Source organism: Burkholderia sp. USMB20 (assembly GCF_000949135.2).
GTDB lineage: Bacteria > Pseudomonadota > Gammaproteobacteria > Burkholderiales > Burkholderiaceae > Burkholderia.
Genome location: NZ_JTAN02000003.1, coordinates 626,829 through 649,366 on the forward strand (window position 1 = coordinate 626,829; position 22,538 = coordinate 649,366).

20 protein-coding genes and 1 pseudogene are annotated in these 22,538 nt (G+C 69.3%); 14 read left to right on the forward strand and 7 right to left on the reverse strand.

All coding sequences use genetic code 11. The annotated features are described in order from the left end of the window. Positions 1-60: 60 nt before the first annotated feature. The 4 genes from PL79_RS06920 (at position 61) to PL79_RS06935 (ending at position 3,392) form a co-directional block, all read left to right on the forward strand. The gene (locus PL79_RS06920; RefSeq protein ID WP_044848625.1) at positions 61-999 is read left to right on the forward strand and encodes a MotA/TolQ/ExbB proton channel family protein; all 939 of its coding nucleotides are present in this window, start codon (positions 61-63) and stop codon (positions 997-999) included. Positions 1,000-1,011: 12 nt separating this feature from the next. Further along, a complete protein-coding gene (locus PL79_RS06925; protein ID WP_044848624.1) occupies positions 1,012-1,434 on the forward strand; it encodes an ExbD/TolR family protein in 423 nt (140 codons plus the stop codon). A gap of 12 nt (positions 1,435-1,446) precedes the next feature. After that, on the forward strand, positions 1,447-1,878 hold the full coding sequence (locus PL79_RS06930; RefSeq protein ID WP_044848623.1) for an ExbD/TolR family protein: 432 nt from the start codon (positions 1,447-1,449) through the stop codon (positions 1,876-1,878). Positions 1,879-2,048: 170 nt separating this feature from the next. After that, the gene (locus PL79_RS06935; RefSeq protein WP_044848622.1) at positions 2,049-3,392 is read left to right on the forward strand and encodes an LLM class flavin-dependent oxidoreductase; all 1,344 of its coding nucleotides are present in this window, start codon (positions 2,049-2,051) and stop codon (positions 3,390-3,392) included. Between the two features lie 83 nt (positions 3,393-3,475). Here the strand turns inward: PL79_RS06935 and PL79_RS06940 are convergent, their stop codons facing one another. The 7 genes from PL79_RS06940 to PL79_RS06970 form a co-directional block, all read right to left on the reverse strand. Beyond that, positions 3,476-4,810, reverse strand: a complete 1,335-nt coding sequence (locus PL79_RS06940) for an LLM class flavin-dependent oxidoreductase (protein ID WP_044848621.1) — start codon at positions 4,808-4,810, stop codon at positions 3,476-3,478. 29 nt (positions 4,811-4,839) lie between these two features. After that, complete coding sequence (locus PL79_RS06945; RefSeq protein ID WP_044848620.1) at positions 4,840-6,525, reverse strand: dipeptide ABC transporter ATP-binding protein; 1,686 nt, start codon at positions 6,523-6,525, stop codon at positions 4,840-4,842. Further along, positions 6,522-7,391 (reverse strand): ABC transporter permease, encoded by an 870-nt coding sequence (locus PL79_RS06950; RefSeq protein ID WP_082088739.1) that lies wholly within the window; start codon positions 7,389-7,391, stop codon positions 6,522-6,524. Before PL79_RS06950 ends, PL79_RS06945 begins: the two co-directional genes overlap by 4 nt. Before the next feature lie 13 nt (positions 7,392-7,404). Beyond that, positions 7,405-8,415, reverse strand: a complete 1,011-nt coding sequence (locus tag PL79_RS06955; protein WP_044848619.1) for an ABC transporter permease — start codon at positions 8,413-8,415, stop codon at positions 7,405-7,407. 59 nt (positions 8,416-8,474) lie between these two features. Continuing rightward, entirely contained in the window at positions 8,475-10,115 is a 1,641-nt protein-coding gene (locus tag PL79_RS06960) for an ABC transporter substrate-binding protein (protein WP_044848618.1), read from the reverse strand. 63 nt (positions 10,116-10,178) lie between these two features. Next, entirely contained in the window at positions 10,179-10,754 is a 576-nt protein-coding gene (locus tag PL79_RS06965; RefSeq protein ID WP_044848617.1) for a GNAT family N-acetyltransferase, read from the reverse strand. Beyond that, on the reverse strand, positions 10,751-11,911 hold the full coding sequence (locus PL79_RS06970; protein ID WP_063927878.1) for an MsnO8 family LLM class oxidoreductase: 1,161 nt from the start codon (positions 11,909-11,911) through the stop codon (positions 10,751-10,753). The genes PL79_RS06965 and PL79_RS06970 overlap by 4 nt, the downstream gene beginning before the upstream one ends. Before the next feature lie 339 nt (positions 11,912-12,250). Here PL79_RS06970 and PL79_RS06975 point away from each other — a divergent pair, with 339 nt between their 5' ends. The 10 genes and pseudogenes from PL79_RS06975 to PL79_RS07025 all read left to right on the forward strand — a co-directional run. Next, positions 12,251-13,558, forward strand: a complete 1,308-nt coding sequence (locus tag PL79_RS06975) for an NtaA/DmoA family FMN-dependent monooxygenase (protein WP_044848616.1) — start codon at positions 12,251-12,253, stop codon at positions 13,556-13,558. 183 nt (positions 13,559-13,741) lie between these two features. Further along, positions 13,742-14,545, forward strand: a complete 804-nt coding sequence (locus PL79_RS06985) for a transporter substrate-binding domain-containing protein (protein WP_044848628.1) — start codon at positions 13,742-13,744, stop codon at positions 14,543-14,545. Between the two features lie 4 nt (positions 14,546-14,549). Continuing rightward, positions 14,550-15,284, forward strand: coding sequence for an ABC transporter permease (locus tag PL79_RS06990; protein WP_044848615.1), 735 nt, complete (start codon positions 14,550-14,552; stop codon positions 15,282-15,284). Continuing rightward, positions 15,281-16,048, forward strand: coding sequence for an ABC transporter permease subunit (locus PL79_RS06995; protein WP_044848614.1), 768 nt, complete (start codon positions 15,281-15,283; stop codon positions 16,046-16,048). Before PL79_RS06990 ends, PL79_RS06995 begins: the two co-directional genes overlap by 4 nt. A gap of 21 nt (positions 16,049-16,069) precedes the next feature. Continuing rightward, positions 16,070-17,449, forward strand: a complete 1,380-nt coding sequence (locus PL79_RS07000) for an LLM class flavin-dependent oxidoreductase (RefSeq protein ID WP_044848613.1) — start codon at positions 16,070-16,072, stop codon at positions 17,447-17,449. A 111-nt stretch (positions 17,450-17,560) separates the two neighbouring features. Beyond that, positions 17,561-19,105: a sugar ABC transporter ATP-binding protein gene (locus PL79_RS07005; RefSeq protein WP_044848627.1), complete on the forward strand. Its 1,545-nt coding sequence runs from the start codon at positions 17,561-17,563 to the stop codon at positions 19,103-19,105. Next, a complete protein-coding gene (locus tag PL79_RS07010; RefSeq protein WP_044848612.1) occupies positions 19,102-20,157 on the forward strand; it encodes an ABC transporter permease in 1,056 nt (351 codons plus the stop codon). The genes PL79_RS07005 and PL79_RS07010 overlap by 4 nt, the downstream gene beginning before the upstream one ends. A 166-nt stretch (positions 20,158-20,323) precedes the next feature. Further along, positions 20,324-21,394, forward strand: a complete 1,071-nt coding sequence (locus PL79_RS07015; RefSeq protein WP_044848611.1) for a substrate-binding domain-containing protein — start codon at positions 20,324-20,326, stop codon at positions 21,392-21,394. 60 nt (positions 21,395-21,454) lie between these two features. Beyond that, entirely contained in the window at positions 21,455-21,985 is a 531-nt protein-coding gene (locus tag PL79_RS07020) for an OsmC family protein (RefSeq protein WP_044848610.1), read from the forward strand. A gap of 57 nt (positions 21,986-22,042) precedes the next feature. Next, positions 22,043-22,423: pseudogene (locus PL79_RS07025) on the forward strand (transposase); the annotation flags it as partial. Positions 22,424-22,538 lie beyond the last annotated feature (115 nt).

Here is a 22,538-nt window from a genome sequence, read left to right on the forward strand (position 1 = left end):
ACGCCGTTCGAGCTGGCCGGCTTCACGAATCGACACACGACGTATACGGATGGAGTCCTTATGAAAAAGCGCTTTCGCGCCGCACTTGCGGCAAGTCTGATGATCACCGCCGGCATTGGCGGCACCCTGGTCGCACCGCACACCGTGCTTGCACAGGAAGCAGCGGCATCGGCGCCCGGCCGGGCGGCATCGGGCGCGGCACCGACCGCGGCGGCATCGGCTGCCGCCAGTGCGGCCGATCTTTCGGCGCCGCCGCCCGCGCCCGCGACGTCGGCAACCGTCGAGAACCCGTATGGCCTCGGTGCCCTGTGGGCGAACGGCGACTTCGTGGCCCGCTTCGTCCTTGGGCTGCTCGTGGTCATGTCGCTCGGCAGCTGGTACATCATGATCACCAAGTTCCTCGAGCAGGTGCGGGCAAACAGCCGCGCGAAATCGGCCGACGAGCAGGTCTGGAATGCGCCGACGCTGGCCGAAGGCGCGGCCCAGCTCGATGATGCGTCGCCGTTCCGTTTCATCGCCGAGAACGCGATCGAGGCCGGGGAGCATCACGACACGGCGCTGCTCGATTCGGTCGATCGCAATACCTGGATCGACCTGAACATCGAGCGTTCGATCACCAACGTGTCGAACCGGCTGCAGGACGGCCTCGCGTTTCTGGGCACCGTGGGATCCACGGCGCCGTTCGTCGGGCTGTTCGGCACGGTATGGGGCATCTATCACGCGCTGACGGCCATCGGCATCGCCGGCCAGGCATCGATCGACAAGGTCGCCGGCCCGGTGGGCGAGGCGCTGATCATGACCGCGATCGGCCTCGCCGTGGCCGTACCGGCCGTGCTCGGCTACAACTTCCTCGTGCGCCGGAACAAGTCCGTGATGGAGCGCGTGCGCGACTTCGGCGCGCAGTTGCATACGGTATTGCTCGCGGGCGGCCGGCGCGCGGCCGGCAGCAGCGCGACGCCCGCGGCACCGGCGCCGCAGGCGCTGGCGGTTCAGTCGTGAGCGGAGGCTGTCATGGCGATCAGTGTCGTCGGTGACGACAACGACGAGGTCATCTCGGCGATCAACACGACGCCGCTCGTGGACGTGATGCTGGTGCTGCTGATCATCTTCCTGATCACGATCCCGGTGGTGACCCATACGATCCAGGTGCAGTTGCCGAAGGAGCGGGTCCAGCCGCTGCAGACGCAGCCGAAAAGCATCGAGCTCGCGGTGAACCGGCAGGGCGACATCTTCTGGGGCACCGAGCATGTGGACCTGCAGACGCTGGTGGCGCGGCTGAAGGACCTATCCGCGCAGACGCCGCAGCCGGACGTGCACGTGCGCGGCGATCAGGCCACGCCGTATCAGTACATCGGCAAGGTCGTGACGGCGTGCGAGCGGGCCGGGATCGGCAAGCTTTCCTTCATTACTCAGCCCCCCGCACGGGGCGGCTAGGGAGTTCGAACGATGGGTATGAACGCAGGTTCCGGCGCGGGCAGGGACGAGCCGGACGTGATGGTGGACATCAACACCACGCCGCTGATCGACGTGATGCTGGTGCTGCTGATCATGTTGATCATCACGATCCCGATCCAGATGCATTCGGTGAAGATGAACTTGCCGGTCGGGAATCCGCCCGTCCCGCCGCATCCGCCTCAGGTGGTGCAGATCGACATCGGCGCGGACGGCTCGGTCAACTGGAACGGCGCGGCCGTGCGGGGCGGCGCGGCGCTGGACGCGAAGTTTCGCGAGGTGGCGGCCGAGGCGGACCAGGACGAGATCCGGTTGCGCCCGGACAAGGCGGCGCCTTACCGGGCGGTGGCCGAAGTGCTGGCGTCGGCCCAGCGCGAAGGGGCGACGAAGATCGGGTTGATCGGCAACGAACAGTACATGCAATGAGTCGCGCGGAAGGTTCGTCGGGCGCTCGGGTGCCGGAGCGGGACGGCCGGGTGCCGATCTTCAGGCAGGCGACGTTTCCCGCACCGCCGTGCCGATGAAGACGAAGCGGATGAAGCGGGAGAGGAAGCGTAGTTTCCTACAACATCAGTACAACCAATGAAAGTGACATCATGAGCGAAGCGCAGGCAGAGCGGGCGAACTGGCGTTCCAGGCGGATTCATCTTGGCGCGACGATCCACGGACCCGGTGGACATTACGCGGGATGGCGGCACCCCGACGCGGTGATCGACGCAAGCATCAACCCGGACTTCGCGAAGAACGTGGCCCGCCAGGCCGAGGCGGGCAAGTTCGATTTCGTATTCGTGGCGGACGGCCTGCATATCAACGCGAAGTCGATTCCGCACTTCCTGAACCGGTTCGAGCCGCTCACGCTGTTGTCGGCACTGTCGGCCGTCACGGAACGGGTGGGACTGGTGGGAACCCTGTCGACGTCCTACAGTGAACCGTTCACGGTTGCCCGGCAGTTCGCGAGCCTGGATCACCTGAGCCGGGGGCGAGCGGGCTGGAACGTCGTGACGTCGCCGCTCGAAGGTTCCGCGCGGAATTTTTCGCGCACCGCGCATCCCGAACATGACGAACGTTACCGGATCGCCGACGAATATCTCGAGGTCACGAAGGGGCTCTGGGATTCCTGGGAGGACGACGCGTTCGTGCGCGACCGCGCGAGCGGCGTGTTCTTCGATCCGGCCAAGCTCCATACGCTCGATCACAAGGGCAAGTATTTCTCCGTCGAGGGGCCGCTGAACGTCGGGCGTACGCCGCAGGCGCGTCCCGTCCTGTTCCAGGCCGGCGCGTCGGATGCGGGCAAGCAGCTCGCGGCGAAGCATGCGGATGCGGTCTTCACGCATCACGACACGCTGGCTCAGGCGCGCGATTTCTATGGCGATCTCAAGCGCCAGGTGAGTGGGCACGGCAGGCATCCCGACGACCTGAAGATCTTCCAGGGCATCGGCGTGATCGTGGGCGCTTCTGCGGAGGACGCGGAACGGCAATACCAGGAGAGCCTGACACTGATCACGATCGAAAGCGCGCTCGACCATCTCGGCCGGTTTTTCGAGCATCACGATTTCGGTCAGTATCCGCTCGACGCGCCGTTTCCGGAAATCGGCGACCTCGGCAGCAACAGTTTCCGCAGCGGGACGGACGAGATCAAGCGCAATGCGCGCGAGCGCGGCCTGACGCTGCGCGAGGTCGCGCTCGAGGCCGCTGCGCCGCGCCCGCGTTTCATCGGGACGCCGGAGCGCATCGCGGATGGTTTGCAGGAATGGTTCGAGGCCGGTGCGGCTGACGGTTTCATCGTCGGTGGCGGGACGCCTTCGGCATTCACCGATTTCGTCGAACAGGTGGTGCCGATTCTCCGACAGCGCGGGCTGTTCCGTGCCGAGTATCAGGGAGAGACCTTGCGCGACCATCTGGACGTAACCTACCCGCGCAATCGCTACGCGGCGGCATGAAACTCCCCGCGGCATGCGTGGCAGCCGGGTCGTGCGACACGGCCGTCACGCAAGGCCCGGCCACGCGCACGACGCGCTGCCGCTCATGCCGCGCGGGCGTGCCGGTTCGGCGGATACGGCAGCCCGAGATGCTCGCGCAGCGTCGCGCCTGCGTAATCGCGCCGGTACACGCCGCGTTCCTGCAGGATCGGCACGACCCGGGCAGCGAATTCGGCGAACGCGGCGGGCGTGCCGCCGCGTACGATGAAGCCGTCCGTCGCACGCGCGTCGACCCACGCCTGCAACCCGTCGGCGACCTGCTCGGGCGTGCCCGCGAAACTCGGGCGCGGCGTGGCGGCCTCGAGCGCGACCTCGCGCAGCGTCAGGCCGCGTTCGGCGGCGTCGCGCTTGATCGAGTCGGTCGTGCTGCGGAACTGGTTGCTGCCGAGGTCGCCGAGGTCGGGAAACGGTGCATCGAGTGCGTACTGCGAGAAATCGTGGTGATCGAAGTAACGGCCGAGATAGTCGAGCGCGTTGTCGATCGTCACGAGCCGCGCGGTGTCCTGGTATTGCGCTTCGGCGTCGGCGGCCGACGCCGCGACGATCACGCTGATGCCCTGGAACACCTTCAGGCTGTCGGGCGCGCGGCCGCGCGCGGCGAGCCGTCGCTGAACGTCCGCGTAGAACGCCTGCGCGAGCGGGATCGTCTCCTGGCGCGTGTAGATGGCGTCCGCGTGTTCCGCCGCGACGCCCTTGCCGTCGTCCGACGCGCCGGCCTGGAACAGGATCGGGCGACCTTGCCGCGAGCGGCCGATGTTCAGCGGCCCGGCCACCGAGAAAAACTCGCCGACATGATTCAGCGTGTGCAGCTTGGCCGGATCGAAGAACACGCCGCTTGCCTTGTCGCGCACGAATGCATCGTCTTCCCACGAATCCCAAAGCCCTTTCGTCACCGTCAGGAATTCCGACGCGATCCGGTAGCGCAGCGCGTGCTCCGGGTGCGCGCCACGCGAGAAATTCTTCGCTGAACCTTCGAGCGGCGACGTGACGACGTTCCAGCCCGCGCGGCCGTCGCTCAGATGATCGAGGCTCGAGAACTGTCGCGCGACGGTGAACGGATCGCTGTACGACGTCGACAGCGTGCCGACCAGCCCGATCCGCTCGGTGACGAGCGCGAGCGCCGACAGCAGCGTGAGCGGCTCGAAGCGGTTCAGGAAATGCGGAATCGACTTCGCGTTGATGTGCAGCCCGTCGGCGACGAACAGCAGGTCGAATTTGGCCGCCTCCGCCTGCCGCGCGAGCGTGCGGACGAAGTCGACGTTGATGCTCGCGTCGGCGACCGCATCCGGATGGCGCCATGCGGACATGTTGCCGGATGCGCCCTGGATGATGGCGCCGAGATGGATCTGGCGGGGAGTAGTGCGGATCGGTTGACTCATGGTGGCGGTTCGGTGAGGACGGGCAAGGTTCATGCGAGCGCGGCGAGCGGCGGCGCGGCATGCGCGCCGGCCAGCGGAGGCAGTGTCGGCAGCGCATCGAGCAGCGATGCGGTGTACGGGTGCGACGGCGCGCCGAACACGCGCTCGACCGGGCCGCTTTCGACCACCCGGCCGCCGCGCATCACGAGGATCCGGTCGGCGACGTGATGCACGACGCCGAGATCGTGCGAGATGAACAGCATCGCGGTGCCGTGCTCGGCCTGCAGATCGGCAAGCAGATCCAGCACCTGCGCCTGGATCGACACGTCGAGCGCGCTGACGGGCTCGTCCGCGACGAGCAGCGCCGGGTTCGACGCGAACGCGCGCGCGATCGCGACGCGCTGCCGCTGCCCGCCGGACAATTCGCGCGGGTAGCGGTCGATGCAGCCGGCGCCGAGTTGCACCTCGTCGAGCAGTTCCAGCACGCGGCGGCGGCGTGCCTCGCCGCGGATACCGGCCGCGTCGAGGCTTTCGCCGACGATCTGCCCGACCGGGTAGCGCGGGTCGAACGAGCTGTACGGGTCTTGCGCGATCAGCTGCAGCCGGGCGCGCCGCGCGCGCCGTGCGGCTTCCGGCACACCGCTCCACGGCTGGCCGTCGAGCGTGACGGAGCCGCTGTCCGGCTCGACGAGCCCGAGCACGATGCGCGCGACGGTGGACTTGCCGGAACCGGATTCGCCGACGATGCCGAGCGTCTCGCCGCGTGCGAGCGTGAACGACACGCCGTCGACCGCGGCCGGCGCGGTGCGATCGCCGTAGCGTTTCGTCAGCGCGTCGACGGCCAGTACCGGTGCATGCGCATCGATGCGCTTCGGCGGCAGCGGAACGCGCGCGGCAGTCGCGAGCCGGAACCCGCGCGATGCCGCGGTGGGAATCGCCGCGAGCAATTCGCGCGTGTACGGATGCGCCGGCGCGGTCAGCACGTCGCGCGCCGGCCCCTGTTCGACGACCTGGCCGGCGCGCATCACGAGCACGCGATCGGCGAGCTCGGCGACGACCGCGAGATCGTGGCTGATCAACAGCACCGCGTCGCCGGCATCGCGGCGCGCGCGCAGCAGCGACAGGATCTGGCGCTGCACGGTCATGTCGAGCGCGGTGGTCGGCTCGTCGGCGATCAGCAGCGATGCGCCGCCCGCGATCGCGGTGCCGATCAGCACGCGCTGCCGCAAGCCGCCGGACAACTGGTGCGGATACTGCGGCAGCCGCCGCTCGGGGTCGTCGATGCCGACCGCGCGCAGCAGGTCGGCGCTGCGCGCCGCGACGTCGCGCCCGCGCGTGTCGCGCAGCGCCTCGGCCACGAGGTCGCGCACGCGCCACAGCGGATCGAGCGACACCAGCGCGTCCTGCAGCACGTAGCCGATCCGGCGCCCGCGTATCGCGCGCCAGTCGCGCTCGCGATGGCCGCGCGCATCGGCGCCGGCGATCTCGAAGCGGGTGGCGTCGAGCACCGCGTGTGGTCCGTTCAGCCCGACGAGACTGCGTGCGGTGACCGACTTGCCGGAACCCGATTCGCCGACGAGCGCGACGCATTCGCCGGCATGCACGGCGAGCTCGAGCGGCCCGATGACGGGCCGCGTGCCGTGCGTGCCGCGAAAGCCGATCGTCAGGCCTTCGATGCGGACCAGTGGTGCGGCGCGCGCCGGCGTTGCCGGCGCAGTGGATGCAATCGTGCTCATGCGGCCTCCCGGCGTTCGAAGCGGGCCTGCCAGTAGCCGCCGAGCGCATTCACGGCGATCACGGCCGCGGTGATCGCGAGGCCGGGCCACACCGCGATCCACCACGCGTTGTACAGATAGTTGCGGCCCTCGGCGAGCATCAATCCCCATTCCGCCGCGGGCGGCTGCGGCCCCATGCCGAGGAAGCTCAGTCCCGACGCGCCGATGATCGCGGTGCCCAGTCCGATCGTCGCGAGTACCGGAACCTGCGCGATCGCGTGCGGCAACACGTGCCGCCACACCAGCACCGCCGGTGCGAGGCCGAGCGTGCGCGCGTGCTCGACATGGCCGGATGCCGCGACGACGAAGGTCTGCGCACGTACCACGCGTGCGAAGCGCGGCACCGACGCGACGCCGAGCGCGAACACGAGATTGACCGCGCCGGGGCCGGTGAACGAGATCAGCATCAGCGCGAGCAGCAGGTCGGGGAAGGCGGACACGACGTCGAGCACGCGCGTGATCAGCTCGTCGAGCCAGCCGCGCGCGAGGCCGGCGAACAAACCGAGCACGGTGCCGAACACGGTCGCGACGCCGATCGCGGCCGCGCTGATCGACAGCGAGTAGCGGGCGCCGTACACGACCCGCGAGAATACATCGCGGCCGAGCTGGTCGGTGCCGAGCCAGTGCGCGGCGCTGCTGCCGAGCTGCGCGGACAGCGGATCGGCCGCCAGCGGGTCGTAGTGTGCGAGCCATCCGGGTGCGACGACGGCAACCACGTTCAGCAGCAGATAGACGGCGGCGAGCGCGAGGCCCGGGTGGCGGCGCAGCCAGCCGGCGGCGCCGGATGGCGCCGGGGCGCGCAACGCGAGATCGACGGGCGTGGACATCGAAGCCTCCGGTTCAGCGGGCTGCGCGGCGATCGCGCAGCCGGGGATCGATCAGCAGGTACAGCAGGTCGACGGCGGTGCTGAGCGCGACGTAGATCGCCGCGGACAGGATCGCGATCGCGAGGATCACCGGCATGTCCTTCGACAGCACGGCGTCGACCGTCACCTTGCCGAGGCCGGGCCGGCCGAACACCTGTTCGGTGATCACCGCGCCGCTCAGCAAGCCGCCGACGAGCCAGCCTGCGAGCGTGACGGCCGGCAGCGCCGCGTGGCGCAGCGCATGGCGCACGCGCAGCGCGAGCCCGCCGATGCCCCACGAACGCACCGTGAGCGCGTACGGCTCGTCGAGCGCGCGCTCGATGCCTTGCCGCAGCACGCGGCCGATCACCGCGCCCTGGGCGAGCCCGAGCGACAGCGCGGGCAGCACGAGCGACGCGAAGCCGCGATCGCCGGCCACCGGGAACAGCTTCAACGTGAAGCTGAACACGAACAGCAGCATGATGCCGAGCCAGAACGAAGGCGTCGACGCGAGCAGCAGCTCGACGCCGGACGCGGCACGCCCGGCCCAGCGGCGGCCGGCGGTCAGCACCGCGAGGCCGACCGAGAACGCGATCGTCACGACGAGCGCCGCGCCCGTCAGCTTCAGCGTCGGCCACAGCTGGCCGAGCACGAGCGGCGCGACGTCGGTGTTCAGGATGTACGAGCGGCCGAACTCGCCGTGCAGCACGCGCCACAGGTAGTGCGCGTATTGCAGCGGGAGCGGCTCGTCGAGCCCCCATTCCTGGCGGATCGCCGCTTCGATCTCCGGCGTGCTCAGCTGCTCGCCGATCAGGATGCTCACGATATCGCCCGGTGCGAGATGCACGGCCGCGAACGACAGCGTGACCGCGGCCCACAGCACGAGCGCGCCGGTCGCGAGCCGCGTCGCGACCGGCGAACGCGGCCAGCGGCGCCAGGCGGCCGGCGATCGTGCGGCCGGCCGCGTGTCCGGGACGGGGACGGGAGCGGAAGGCGAAGGGTTCATGTGAAATCTCCTGTCGGTTCGGCGCGGTGTGCGGGGCGACGCGGTCGACGCGCGCCCGCTTACTTCTTCACCCACACGTCGTACGGGTTCTCGGGCATCTGCGCGAACGAGCGGAAGCGCAGCCCCTGGACCGCCTTCGCGGCGGCGATCTGGTCTTCGGGCTCGTACAGCGGCACCGCGTACGCCTGCTCGTTGAGCGCGAAGTGCTGCAGCTCGCCGTACAGCTTCCTGCGTTCCGCGACGTTCTGCGTGCGCGCGGCCGCCTGCAGCCAGCGGGTCAGCTCGGGCGCCGCGGCACGGCTGTAGTTCAGCGCGCCGCCGCGATCGACGGGCAGGTAGTGGCCTTCGATGTCGATGCCGTCCGGCGGCGTGTTCGAGTTCGCGATCGAGCCGAACTTGCCGCTCTTGCGCGCTTCGACGTACGTGCCGTCGTCGACGTACTGGATCTTCAGGTCGACGCCGAGTCGCTGCCGTGCCTGCGCCTGCAGTGCCTGCAGCAGCACGTCGCGCTGGTCGCGCACCGTCGCCTGCGCCTGGATCACCGCGATCGTCAGCCGTTCGCCGTTCTTCGTGCGGTAGCCGCCGCTGTCGCGGACGTTCCAGCCGGCTTCGTCCAGCAGCTGATTCGCGAGCTTCGGATTGTTGCCGTAGGTCTTCTCGATCGACGCGTCGTAGAACGGATCGATCGGCGACGTGACGCCCCATGCGCGCGTGCGTTCGCCGCGATAGATCGACTGCACGATGCCGCTGGTGTCGAGCCCTTCGAGCAGCGCGCGGCGCACTTTCACGTCCTGCGTGGGACCGTACGCGACATTCAGGAACAGCGAATAGGGCGTGCCGGTGTTCAGCGCGCGGCGGTAGGTGAAATCGGCGTTCTTGCGGATCAGCGCCGCGTCGTTGCCCGACACGCCTTCGATCACGTCGACCTGGCCCGACAGCAGCGCGCCGGTGCGTACCGACGATTCGGGCAGGAACCGGTAGACGACCCGGTCGAGATACGCGGGGCCCTGGTGACCCGCCGTCGGCGGCGCCCAGCGATAGTCGGGATTCTTCGCGAACTCGATTTCCTGCCCTTTCACGTAGCGGCGCAGGATGAACGGGCCGGTGCCCGCGATATCGGTGCCGCCCGACTTCAGGCTTGGCCGCTCGAACGCGTTCGGCGACAGCAGCGGCAGCCGGCCGGCGAACGTCAGGAACGGCGCATACGGCGCGTCGAGCGTGATCGCGACCGTGCGCTCGTCGGGCGTCTTCACGTCCGCGACGTGCGAGATCAGCCGCGCGAGCTGGCTGCCGGCCGAGTACGACAGTTCGCGCGCATTCAGGAAGTTGCGGGCGACGGCCTTCGCGTCGAACGGCGCGCCGTCGGTGAACTTCACGCCGTCGCGCAGCGTGAACGTGTAGGTCTTGCCGTCGGCGGAAACCTTGTAGCCGGTCGCGAGCCACGGCACGTAGCTGCCGTCCGGCTTCTGCGCGAGCAGGCTTTCGTACGCGTTGCGCAGCAGCAGCTCGACCTTGTCCTGGCCGTTCAGTTGCGGATTCAGCGTGCGCGGCTCCGTCTCGACGCCCCAGGTCAGCGTGCCGCCGGAGACGGGCGTGCCCTGTGCGAAGGCCGCGTACGGCAACGCGAGCGCGAGCAGCACTGCGGCCGAAGCGGTGCGGCGCGAAGCGCGGAGAGTGGAATCCGGAAATGCGAATGTCATGCGTGGAAGCCTTTCACGAAGGAGGTAGCAGGGGGTGGTGTGCGAAGCCCGGCGGACGGGGCGTCACGCGTTCGCGTGGAGCGGCGCGCCGTGCGCGTTGGTATCGTCCGCCGCCGGGTCCAGACAGAGATCCGGGATCAGGATTTTGCGCAGCCAGACGAGCGGCGTGCCGAGCGCGTTCGTCGAGCGATCGAACGGCACGTAGCCATTGCGTTCGTAGTACGGCTGCAGCCACGGATGGTTGGTCGCGGTCGCGAGACAGGTCGCGGGTGCCTTGAGCTGCGCCGCGAGGAACTGCGTCTCGACGTGCGCGAGCAGCGCGTGTCCGAATCCCCGCCGCTTGAGCGCGGGGGCGACCGCGAACCAGTGCAGGAACGGATAGGGCGTGCGATGGCGTTCGCCGGATACCCACGGAAACCGCACGGTCAACGTGGCCGCGAGGGTCGGACGGCCTTCCGGTGTCGCGTGCTCGAGCACGAACGTGGTTTCGCGCGCGACGGTCTGCGCGACGCGTTCGATCGGCGAGCGCGTGATCGTGAAATGCACGCCCTGCGGCACGAGCGGCGCATACGCATCCTGCAGCAGCGCATAAAGGGCCGGCACGTCGGCGGCGCCGGCGATGCGGATCGTATCGGTCATCGCGCGGTGCCCTCGAAGTCGGGTTGCCGTGCCGTCGTGCGCTCGCGCGAACCGCGCGCATCGGGCTGGTGCCGCGCCGCCGCGCCGCGCTCGTCGGCCGACGCGCCGGCCAGCAGCCGCAGCGACGCAATTCGCGGTGCGGCATCGGCGAGCGGCGTGTCGACGATGAATTCGGCAACGCCGTGGCGGCGATGCAATGCATCCAGTTCATGCAGCACGTCGTCGCGCGTGCCGTGCACGATCCGCGTTTCGCGCGGATCGATCCGGTGCGGGCCGCCGCCGGCCTGGCGGAGGTAGGCATGCGCCTGTTCGAGGCTGCCGACGTTGACGGCGGGCGTGTCGCCCACCTGCACGCGAAAGCCCTGATGTCCGTGCGCGAGTTGCGTGGCGGCGTCACGGGTTGCCGCGACGATCGCGGAGACCGCGAGCAGCGGCGTGCGGCCGCCGGACGCGCTTCGATACGCGTCGAACGTGCGTTCGAGATCCGTTGCGGACGCATTCAGGTGCGACGCATAGACGAATGCCCAGCCGAGCCGTGCGGCGAGTTCCGCGCTTTGCACGCTCGCACCGAGCAGGAACGGTCGTGCGGGTACGGGCGGCAGCGGCGTCGCGTGCGGTGTCGCGCTGTCCGCGTCCGATGTGTCCGATGCGTCGGGCTGTGTGCCGTCGTGTCGAAGATGACGATTCAGCGCGTCGGCCAGATCGGCGAACGACGCGCGCCGGGCCGGATCGTAGCCGGCCTGCAGCGCGCGCGTCGACAGCGGCAGGCCGCCCGGCGCCTTGCCGATACCGAGATCGACGCGGCCCGGTGCGAGCGACGCGAGCAGGTTGAAGTTTTCGGCGATCTTGTACGGACTGTAGTGCTGCAGCATCACGCCGCCCGAGCCGACGCGGATGCGCCGCGTATGCGCGAGCACGTGCGCGATCAGGATCTCCGGCGACGGGCACGCGAGCGCGGCGGTGTCGTGATGCTCGGCGAGCCAGTAGCGGTGATAGCCGGCGGTGTCGGCGAAGCGCGCGAGCGATACGCTGCGCGCCAGCGCGTCGGCGGCCGTTTCTCCCGGCGCGACCGGGCTCTTGTCGAGCACGCTCACGCGGAACGGCAACGCGGACAGAGCGGACGAATCGGAGTCGGAGCGGATGGCGTCGAACGTCATGATGAAGCGACCGGCGCGAGTCGAAGCGGCCTGATCAACGGGTTTGGCATGCCGAATTATTTTGCGCCGCCGTTCGCACGGTCAAACAATCAAGAAGAATATCGAAAGCCGAAAATATTCGTTCCGGCCGACCGGGGCGCTTGCGTTATGGTCGGTGGCTGCGCGCCCCGCGGCGCGTTCCCGGCGCATGCGGGACGGTCCGGCGCGAGCGTGCTCGCCGTCGCGATGCCGGCATGCGGCCGCCGATCAAACGGAATCACGAGGAGTGCAGATGAACGATCCACGCGAACGAAACGCGACGCGCAGCGCACGCCATCGCGCGACGAGCGGAGCCGCGTCATGAGCGGCGCACGCAGACGACTGAAGACGCTCGTCGGCGCGGCGAGCGTGCTGTACGCACCCGGCGACCCGGATGTCGCGCACGGTGTGCGGCGCGCGGCGTCGCTCGCACGCAAGGCGGAGGCCGAGAAGATCACCGGCCTCTTTACCGCCGACCTGCTGCAGGCCGATGCGGCCGGCCTCGCCGGCACCACCGGCAGCCAGGAGCCGATCGTCGCGCTGGCCGCGCTGAGCCAGGCGACCTCGGCGATCGGGCTCGTCGCGACGGTATCGACCACGTATCACCATCCGTACAACCTCGCGCGGCTGATCGGCACGCTCGATCACGTGAGCGGCGGGCGGGCCGCGTGGAACGCGGTCACGTCGTCGGTCGGCGAGGAGAATTTCGGCGATGCGGCGCTGCCCGACCCCGAACGGCGTTACGCACGGGCGGCCGAATTCGTCGAAGTCGTCAACGCGCTGTTCGATGCGAACGATCCGGGCGCGACGCGGCGCGCTCAGGGCGGCGGCATTTCGGTCGACCCGCGCAAGCTCGGCGCGATCGACTACCACGGCGAGCACTTCCAGGTGCAGGGCCCGCTGAACGTGCCGCCGTCGCCGCAGCGCAGGCCGGTGCTGTTTCAGGCCGGGCAGTCGGCCGGCGGCGTAGCGCTTGGCGCGCGGTACGCGGAGGTCGTCTACACGTCTCAGCCGACGCACGACGACGCGCGCGCGTTCGTCGCCGCGCTGCATCGGCAGGCCGCCGCATTCGGCCGCGGCGACCGGCTGCCGCTCGTGATGAACTCGTTTCATTCGGTGATCGGCGAATCCGATGCCGACGTCGCGCGACGGTTGCGCGACAAGCATGAACGCATCGATTACGAACAAGGCAGGCTGAAGCTCGCCGACATGCTCGGCGGCGTCGTCGACCTGCGCGGCCTGCCGCTCGACCAGCCGTTGCCGGCGTCGCTGCTGCCGGCCATCGACAGCGTGCATCGCCGGCGCGGGCGGGTTGCGATCTTCGTCGGCTATGCGCGCCAGCGGCTGACGCTGCGCGAGCTGATCGTCCGCGCCCAGGAGACCGGCCACTGGTTCGTCGCCGGCACGCCCGAACAGCTCGCCGACGCGATCGAGGCGCGCTATCGCGCGGGGCTCGTCGACGTGCTGTCGCTGCACGGGCTCGGCCAGCCCGACCAGGAAGACCTGCTGCTCAACGGCTTGCTGCCCGAGTTGCGGCGTCGCGACCTGCTCGATACCGACTACGTGGGCGGCGATTTCCGCGCGAACCTGGAGCTGCCGGCTTTGCAGCGCGAAACGGCGCTGGCGTGAGCGGGCGAACGGCCGAACGGTGCACCGTGCTTCGCGTTCGGCGGTGCGCCGTTGCGCCATATCGCGCAATCAGATATCCATCGAAAAAATAACCATTTGGTACACGCTTGCGCGCGCTTTACAGTCTGGCCTCCTGCCGGCTGCAACGCCGGTCGTTTCGACGTTATTTCAGAAATGCGCCACATGAATCGTTTGATGCGTTCCAGGGTCCGCCGTGCCGCGGCCGCGCTGTTCGTACTCGGCCTCGTGCCGGCTTCCCATGCAGCCCAGCCGACGTTGCGCGTCGGCATCGACGCCGAGTCGTATCCGCCGTTCTTCTCGAAGGACGCGGCCGGCAAGTGGAAGGGCTGGGAAATCGACCTGCTCGATGCCGCGTGCGGCAAACTGAACGTGCGCTGCGAGCTCGCCGACATTGCGTGGGACGGCCTGATTCCGGCATTGCAGAACCGCAAGATCGACGTGATCTGGTCGTCGATGACGATTACCGGCGAACGGCAGAAGGCGATCGATTTCAGCCGTGCCTATTACGAGTCGCCGACGGTGTTCGTCGGCGCGAAAAGCGACCGGCGCCGCGTCGATTGCGCGGTGCCCGCGAGCTTCAAGGGCCGCGTGATCGGCGTCGAGGCGGGCACGAACTTCTCGGCGTTCCTCGACTCCCGCTTCAAGCCGGACGCGCAGATCAAGGCCTTCGACAAGTTCGACAACGCGCTCGCGGATCTGGTGTCCGGCCGGGTCGACTACGTGCAGGAAGGCAAGGGGCTGTTTACGGCATTCCTCGCGTCGCGCGACGGCAAGGACTTCGAGGTCAAGGCGACCTGCGCGGACAATCCGGTGCTGGGCCTCGGCATCGGCGCGGGCGTGCGCCAGGGCGATGCGCTGCGCGGCAAGCTGTCGACCGCGATCGCGCAACTGCAGCAGGACGGCACGTGGGATGCGATCACCGCCCGCTATCCGAACCTGAAGGGCACGATCGAGAAGGGCCGCTGACGCGATGGCCGCGGACGATTCGCTGCTCGCGTTGCTCGCATTCGGCGACGGCGGCTATGGCCGCGTGTTCGCGGGCGCGTTCGCGCTGACGTTCGGCGTCGCGGCAGCGTCGTTCGGCACCGGCGTGCTGCTCGGCATCGCCGGCGCGCTCGGCAAGCTGTCGCGCCACGCGCCGCTCGCGTGGCTCGCGCGGCTCTACACGACGCTGGTGCGCGCGCTGCCCGAGCTGTTGTGCCTGCTGCTCGCGTTCTATGCGCTCGCGCCCGCCGTCGAGGCCGCGCTGCACCGCGGCGGCCTCGCGCCCGACGGCTTCGCGTTCCCGCCGTTCCTCGTCGCGGCGCTGTCGCTCGGGTTCATCCAGGGTGCGTATCTGACCGACATCTTCCGCGCGGCGCTCGTCAACGTGCCGGCCGGGCAGATCGAAGCCGCGCATGCGTACGGGATGACGCCGTGGCAGACGTTCGCGCGCATCCGGCTTCCGGCCGCCGCGCGGCTCGCGTTGCCGGGCACGGGTAACGTGTGGCTCAACGCGACCAAGGATGCGTCGTTCATCAGCGTGCTCGGCTCGTTCACGGATCTGCTGAAGGCGAGCCAGCTCGCGGCCGGCGCGACGCGCCACTACGTATTCTTCTATCTCGTCACGGCCGCGCTGTTCCTGTTGCTGAGCATCGCGTCGACGGGACTCTTCGCGGCGCTCGAGCGCCACGCGAACCGTGGCACGAGGCGCGCAACCGCATGATCTTCTCGCTGCCATTCCTGCTCGACACGGTGATGCCGAAGCTGCTCGCCGCGGTGCCGACGACGCTCGCGCTGACGCTCGTGTCGGGCGCGGCCAGCGTGCTGCTGGGCGTGCCGCTCGCGCTCGCCGCCGGCGCGCGCCATGCGCCGCTGCGCTGGTCCGCGCGCGGCTGGCTCATGCTGATTCGCGGCACGCCGCTGCTCGTCCAGCTCTATTTGCTTTACTACGGATTCGGGCAGATCGTGCCGCGCGAATGGATGCGCGACAGCTGGGCGTCGCCGCTGCTGCGCGACGCGTTCTGGTACGCGATCGTCGCGTTGAGCGTGAACGAGAGCGCGTATGTCGCGACGATCCTGCGCGGCGCGATCGCCGGCGTGCCGGCCGGCGAGATCGAAGCCGGGCACGCGTACGGCATGACGCGCGTGCAGGTGCTGCGCCGCATCGTCGGCCCGCGCGCGTGGCGGCTCGCGCTGCCCGCGCTCACCGGCGAGGCGATCCTGCTGCTGAAATCGACCGTCCTCGCGTCGACCGTGACGGTGTTCGACGTGATGGGAACGGCCAATACGCTGCGCTTCGAGACGTTGCGCGTGTACGAGCCGCTGGTCGGCGCGGCTGTCGTCTATGTCGTGCTGGTCGCGCTGCTCACCATTCCGGCCGCTCGTCTCGAGAGGCATGTCAATCGCCACCTGACGCGCACCCCCGACGCTCGCGTCCCCGTACGCCGCCGCCGCGCGTCGCCGGACGCGTGGGCGGCCCCCAACTGATTCCTGGTAACGAACCTGACGATGTCCGATCCTCGCCCCTTGCTGTTTTCCCTGTATGAACAAGCCAGCGTCGGCTGCGGCGGCGCGCCGAGCCTGTGGACCCATCCCGCCGACGAACGGCTGCGCGCGAATACGCTCCCGTTCTGGTCGAACCTCGCGCGCACGGCCGAGCAGGCCGATCTCGACATGCTGTTCTTCGCGGACGTGCTCGGCCTGTACGACGTCTATGGCGGGTCGGCCGACGCAGCGGTCCAGTGGGCGGTCGAGGCGCCCGCGAACGATCCGATGATGCTGATTCCGGCGCTCGTCGCGCAGACCGAGCGGCTCGCGTTCGGCGTGACCGCGAGCACGACCTACGAGCACCCGTTCGCGCTCGCGCGCCGCTTCAGTACGCTCGATCACCTGAGCAACGGCCGGATCGGCTGGAACATCGTGACGTCCTACCTGACGAGCGCGGCGCGCAACTTCGGGCTCGACCGGATGATCGGCCACGACGAACGCTACGCGCGCGCGGAGGAGTTCCTCGACGTCGTGTACAAGCTGTGGGAAGGGAGCTGGGCGGACGATGCGGTGGTCGCCGACAAGCAAGCGCCGCGCTATGCGCGCGGCGACCGCGTGCGGCCGATCGCGCACGAAGGCACGCACTACCGCGTGCAGGGGCCGCACGTCTGCGCGCCGTCGCCGCAGCGCTCGCCCGTGCTGATCCAGGCCGGCTGGTCCGGGCGCGGGCGCGAGTTCGCGGCGAAGCACGCGGAGGTGGTGTTCGTCGCGAAGTCGAATCCGCACGAGATTCGTGCGGGTCTCGACGAGATTCGCCGGCTCGCGACGGAGCGCGGCCGCGCGGCGGACGACGTGAAGTCGCTGACCGTGCTGCGGATCGTGACCGCGCGCTCGTCGGCCGACGCGAAGGAAAAATACCACACGCTGCAGCAGCACTATCACCAGCACGCGCAACTCGTCAGCTATGCGGGCGACACCGGCATCGACATCGACCGCTATGCGGACGACGAACCGCTGACGACGCACACGGAAGGGCTCACGTCCTACGTGGTGCGGCCCGACGGCAGCGGCAAGCCGCTCACCGCCGGCGACGTGCGGCGCAAGTTCGCGAGCGTCACGCGCGGCACCGACCTGATCCTCGTCGGCTCGCCCGACGAGGTCGCCGATCAGCTCGCCGAGCATGCGCGCCAGTCGACGACGAGCGGCTACATGCTCAATCCGCTGATCAGCCCGGGCACGCTCGACGATTTCGCCGAGCTGATCGTGCCGGAACTGAAAAAGCGCGGCCTGTACCGCACGACGGCGCCGGCCGGCACCTTCCGCTCGCGGCTGAGCGGCCGCGACCGCCTGCCGGACACCGCGCACGGCGCGTCGTTCCGGCAATCCGCCATCCGCATCTGACGGACGGTGACGCGCCGGTCGATACGGACGACTATCAGGGGAGGGGCGTGACGTGAACCACGACGTGCTGTTCCGGCTGCAACCGCGCCGTGCCCGACAGGGGTGGCCGGCATGACTACGACGGCGAACGAGGTTGCCGGCGCGATGCACGCAGGTCGATCGGCGTCGCCGCCCGTCCTGAGCGTCGCCGGCATCGCGAAACGTTTCGACGCGACCGTCGCGCTGTCGGCGTTGAACCTGACGATCGACGCGGGCGAAGTGGTCGCGCTGATGGGCGCGAACGGCGCGGGCAAGTCGACCTTCGTCAAGATCCTGAGCGGCGTGCTGCGGCCGGACGGCGGCACGCTGACACTGCGCGGCCAACCGTATCGGCCGGCGTCGCCGCACGCGGCCAAGCGGCTCGGTGTCGCGACCGTGCACCAGTCGGTCGCCGACGCGGTCGTGCCGACGCTGTCGATCGCCGACAACCTGCTGCTCGACCGGCTGTGCGATCGGGCGTCGCCGTGGCGCGCGACGCCGGCCGCGCGGCGCGTCGCGGCGCGACCGCTCGCTGCGCGGGTCGGGCTCGACGTCGACCTGGCCGCGCCGCTCGCGTCGCTGTCGCTGGCGGACCAGCAACGCGTGACGTTGGCGCGCGCGCTCGGCGCTCAGCCGTCGCTGCTGATACTCGACGAGCCGACCGCCAGCCTGTCCGCCCCGGAGGCCGAGCGGCTCTTCGCGCTGCTGGACGCGCTGCGCCGCGATGGCGTGGCAATCCTGCTGGTGTCGCATCGGCTCGGCGATTTGCGGCGCATGGCCGATCGCGTGGCGATCGTCCGCGACGGCCGCATCGTCGCGGATCTGCCCGCGCCCGTCGATCTGGATGCGGCGGTGCAGACGATGATCGGGCGGCCGTTGCCGAACACGCGTGAGCCGGTGCCGGCCCGCGCCGCGCCGCGCGAACCGGACGCGGCATTCAGCATGCGGCGCATCCGGCTGACGCCGGCCAGTACGCCGTTCGACCTCGACGTGCGGCGCGGCGAGATCGTCGCGATCGCGGGGCCGGTGGGCGGCGGCAAGTCGCGCCTCGCCAATACGATCTTCGGCGCCGCGCGCGCGGTGGCCGGCGAGATGAAGCTCGACGGGCGGCCGTGGCGGCCGCGTTCGCCGGCGGATGCGATTCGCGCCGGCGTCTTCCTGGCCGGCGAGGACCGCTGGCGCACGTCGCTGTTTCCCGACAGCGTGCCGTTCGCATCGATCGCGGGCACGATCGGCTTTCCGTTTCTGGCGCGCTGGTTCGCGCGCGGCCCGGTGGGCAGGGCGCGCGAACGCGCGGCCGCCGCGGCGGCGATCGCGCGGTTCGGCATCCGCTGCACCGGCCCGGACGATCGCGTGGCTCACCTGTCCGGCGGCAATCAGCAGAAAGTCGTGCTCGCACGCTGGCATGCCGAACCCGCGCGGCTGTTGCTGCTCGACGAACCGTTTCAGGGTATCGATGCCGGCGCGCGGGCCGATATCGTCGATACGCTGCGGCGTCATGCGCAGGCGCGCGCGACGATCGTGTTCGTCAGCGATCTCGAGGAAGCTGCCGAGATCGCGGATCGTATCGTGCGGTTCGATCGCGCGACGCTCGATGACCCGCCTCCGACGTCCTCCACCTTGCGTGACTGCTCATGAAAACCGTGACTTCTTCCGCCCGGCGCGATGCCGCGCCCGCCGAACGGCCGCGCGCCGCGTCGGCCCGCGTCCGCGACGCGCTCGAGCGCACGGGCATCCTGCTCGTGCTGATCCTGCTGGTGATCGGGTTTGCGCTCAGGGAGCCCGCGTTCCTGAACGTCGACAATCTGTTCAGCATCCTGCAGTCGGTGTCGATCGTCGCGTTGCTCGGCATCGGCGTGACGATCACGCTCGCGGCCGGCGGCTTCGACCTGTCGGTCGGCAGCGTGGCCGCGACCGCGCAGATGGCGGCCAGCTATGTGCTGGTCGTGTGGCACGGCGGCACGCTGGCGGCGGTGATCGCCTGCGTGACGCTCGGCGTGGCCGCCGGGTGGTTCAACGGCGTGCTGATTACGCGCCTGCGCGTGCCCGACCAGCTCGCGACGCTCGGCACCTTGTTCCTGATGGCCGGCCTGCAATTGATTCCGACCGGCGGCCGTTCGCTCGCGACCGGCTCGGTGCTGCCCGACGGCACGGACGCGACCGGCGTGTTCCCCGACGCCTTTCTCGCGCTCGGCCGGCTGCGCGTGTTCGACGTGGTGCCGCTGCCGGTGCTGCTGCTCGCAGCGGTCACGGCCGTGGCCTGTGTCGCGATGGAGGCCACCCGATGGGGCCGCGTGATCTACGCGATCGGCGGCAACGAAACGGCCGCGCGGCTCGCCGGCGCGCCCGCCGCGCGCTACCGGGTCGCCGCGTACGTCGTCTCGGGGGCGATCGCGTCGCTGGGCGGCGTGTTGATCGCCGCGCGGGTCGGTCGCGGCGACGTGAGCGCCGGCCACTCGCTGCTGCTCGACGCGGTGGCCGCCGCGCTGATCGGTCACGCGGTATGGGGCGCGAAGCGGCCCAACGTGTTCGGTACCGTCGTCGGCGCGGTGTTCGTCGGCGTGCTGCTCAACGGGCTGACGATGCTGAACGCGCCGTACTACATGCAGGATTTCATCAAGGGCGCGCTGCTCGTGCTCGCGCTCGCGTTCACGTTCGGCATCGGGCGCCGCACGGATGCGCGAGCGTGATGCGCATGCCGCGATGCGCCGCAGCGGCTCGCCTTGATCGGCCGGCTAACCGAACCGGAACGGTTTGTCATCCTAAGTCATATCTATTTCCGAATCGCTCGGTTTGAGTTCGCGTGCGGCGCTGATAGATTGGGCCGATATCGCCCTATCTGGAGACAGGCCCGCCATGCGCTCGTTGCTTCGCCGGAAATCGCGCGTCGATCTGAAGATCGGTGCATGCATGCTGTGGTTCGCGACTGCGCTCGGCGTGCCCGCCGCGCAGGCCGGTCCGCTCAAGGGCGCGCCCGCGCCGTTCGACAAGGGCGGCGTGAAGATCGCGCTGGTCAACTATCTGTCGACCGGCGACTTCTTCCAGGCCTACGAGGCCGGTGCGCAGAAGCAGGCGCGTGCGCTCGGCGTCGATCTGCGCATTTACGAGGGCCGGCAGGATGCGGCCGAACAGCGCGAGCAGATCCAGCAGGCGATCAGCGTCGGCGTGTCCGCGATCATCGTCAATCACGGCCTGCCGGAATCGCTGAAGGACGTCGTGCAGCGTGCGCTGGACAAAGGCATCAAGGTCGTCGCGTTCGACGTCGACCTCGGCAACCCGAAGGTGCCGCAGATCGAGCAGAACGATCGCGACCTCGCGAACCTGCTGCTCGGGCAGGCCGTCAAGGACAACGGCGACGCGTTCTCGGCCGGGTACGTCTACGTCGCCGGTTTTGCGCCGCTCGACCGGCGCGATGCCGCGTGGCGCGACTTCAAGCGCGCACACCCTAAGGTGCGGGAGAAGGCGCGCTGGGGCACCGTCGACAATCCGATCGCGCAGTCCGTCGCGAATCAGGCGGCCGCGGCGTATCGCGCGAATCCGGATATCCGTGTCGTCTTTGCGCCTTACGACGAGTTCGCGCGCGGCGCGAAGCTCGCCGCGGACGAAGCGAAGCTGGCGTCGAAGATCCGCATCTACAGTGCCGACATCTCGACGGCCGACATCGAGGCGATCCGCGCGCCGAACAGCGCGTGGGTCGCGACGGCCGCGACCAATCCCGCGGTCGTCGGCGCCGTGTCGGTGCGCGCGGCGGCACTGCTGGTGGCCGGCCAGGACCCGGGCGCGCGCATCGCGGTCAAGCCGACGCTGATCACGCGCGACGATCTCGTGAAAAACGACATTCGCACCGTGGCCGAACTCGGCGCGAAGTTTCCTGCGTTCCGCGCAAGCGACGCGGCGACCGCCGCATGGATTCCGGCGGCCGACTGATCGCCTCGGCACGCGGCGAATCGATCCGTCGCCCGCGTGCAGCCTACCCCTGACTCGACCATGACGACACTCAACGACTATCTCGCACAAAAACGCGATGCGTGGCACGCGAAGCAGCAGGCAGCCCGCAACGATCCCGATTTCAAGGCGACGCCGCTGAAGGCGACCGTGCGCGCGCTCGGTCGCAGCGGCGTGCGCGAGATCCGGATTCGCGACTTCCAGGTGATCAGCGACAGTCCGCCCGACTTCGCGGGCTACAACCTCGGGCCCGCGTCGCCGGAGCTGCAGCTTGGCGTGCTCGGCAGTTGCCTCACGCATATCACGTTGATCCAGGCGGCCGAGCGCGGCCTGAAGATCGATTCGATCGCGGTCGAGGTGACCGGCGACCAGCATCCGCTCGCACAGCAGCCGGGGTTCGAGCATGTCCCGGTATTCCCGCACAACATCCGCTATACGCTCGACATCGTGTCGCCCGAGCCGTCCGAGGCCATCCGCGCGCTGCATCAGGCGGTCGAGGCGGTCTGCCCGATCTTCAACCTGCTGAGGCTGCCGCAGGAGATCGACGGCGAATTGCGGCATACGCAGGGCTGACGCGCGGGAGCGGCGATGCGTTCATGCAGCTTCGCTGCATTCGCCTGCGGTCGACGGGCGCGCGAGAAGCTGCTGCGTGCATTGCTGCTGTAAGTGTTTTATTCGGTGCGCAGCGAGCGCATGCTGATGGAGCAGAGGCGCTACAACCTGCTGTTCCGTTGGTTCGTCGGGTTGGCGATCGAAGACGCCGTCTGGGATCACTCGGTGTTCTCGAAGAACCGGGATCGCTTGCTCGAGCACGAAGTGGTCGAAGCGTTTTTTACCGAAGTCATGAGCTTGGCGGACAAGCAACGGCTGCGGTCCAGAGATCACTTCTCGGTAGATGGCACGCTGATCCAGGCGTGGGCCAGCCACAAGAGCTTCTGGCCCAAGGACGGCCCGGACGATCCGCCGGCCGGCGGCGGCCGCAATGTCGACACCGACTGGAAGGGCAAGCGGCCCGAGCCGGCTAAGCTTGGCCGTCGCGCGGCGACGCGCCTGCTGGCCCGCTAGCCCGCAGGGCAGCCGTGACGATTTATCTGCAACTCAGCAGCCAATCGCATACGAAACCCTT